Below are 675 nucleotides of genomic sequence, written 5' to 3'. Positions count from 1 at the left end.
AGGCTGACCTTGGCGAGCGCATCATGCGCGCGCTGATCCTGCGCCGGGTCAATCTGATCCAGGGCGGCGTCGGCGGCCCGGTGCTGATCGGTCCGTCGCACTCGGCCGGCGTCGTCCGGCTGCAGGGTTTTCTCACCCGCAACGGCCAGCCGCATCATCTGCTCGATCCCGCGCACGACCGCGACGCCGCCGAATTGATCGCGCGCTATTCGCCCAAGCCTCAGGATTGGCCGCTGGTCGTCGCCGCAAGCGGCGCGGTGCTGCGCAACCCCAACGAGACCGAGCTTGCGCGCGCCATCGGCATGATCGGCGGGGCAAAGGACGACCGCATCTATGACGTCGCTGTCGTCGGCTGCGGACCGGCCGGCCTTGCCACCGCCGTGTATGCGGCGTCGGAAGGATTGTCCGTTGCCGTGCTCGACATCCGCGCCTTCGGCGGCCAGGCCGGCGCCAGCGCGCGCATCGAGAACTATCTGGGCTTTCCGACCGGCATTTCCGGCCAGGCCCTGACCGCGCGCGCCTTCACCCAGGCGCAAAAATTCGGTGCCGACATCATGATCCCGGTTACGGTGAAGTCGCTCGACTGCACGCGCAAGGACGGCGCGTTCTCGGTGGCGCTCGACGGCTGCGATCCCTTGCGCTCGCGGGCGGTCGTGGTCGCGAGCGGTGCGCGCT

1 protein-coding gene is annotated in these 675 nt (G+C 69.3%); it reads left to right on the top strand.

What is annotated here, in order from left to right:
* Positions 1–675, top strand: a 675-nt coding sequence (locus MOV75_RS40810) for an NAD(P)/FAD-dependent oxidoreductase (protein WP_247008514.1), incomplete at both ends; no start/stop codon positions are given.

Origin of the sequence: Bradyrhizobium sp. PRIMUS42, from assembly GCF_023006515.1 — a bacterium.
Classification (GTDB): domain Bacteria; phylum Pseudomonadota; class Alphaproteobacteria; order Rhizobiales; family Xanthobacteraceae; genus Bradyrhizobium.
The sequence above is the reverse complement of the archived record's forward strand: the minus strand, read 5'-3'. Positions and strand labels throughout refer to the sequence as shown.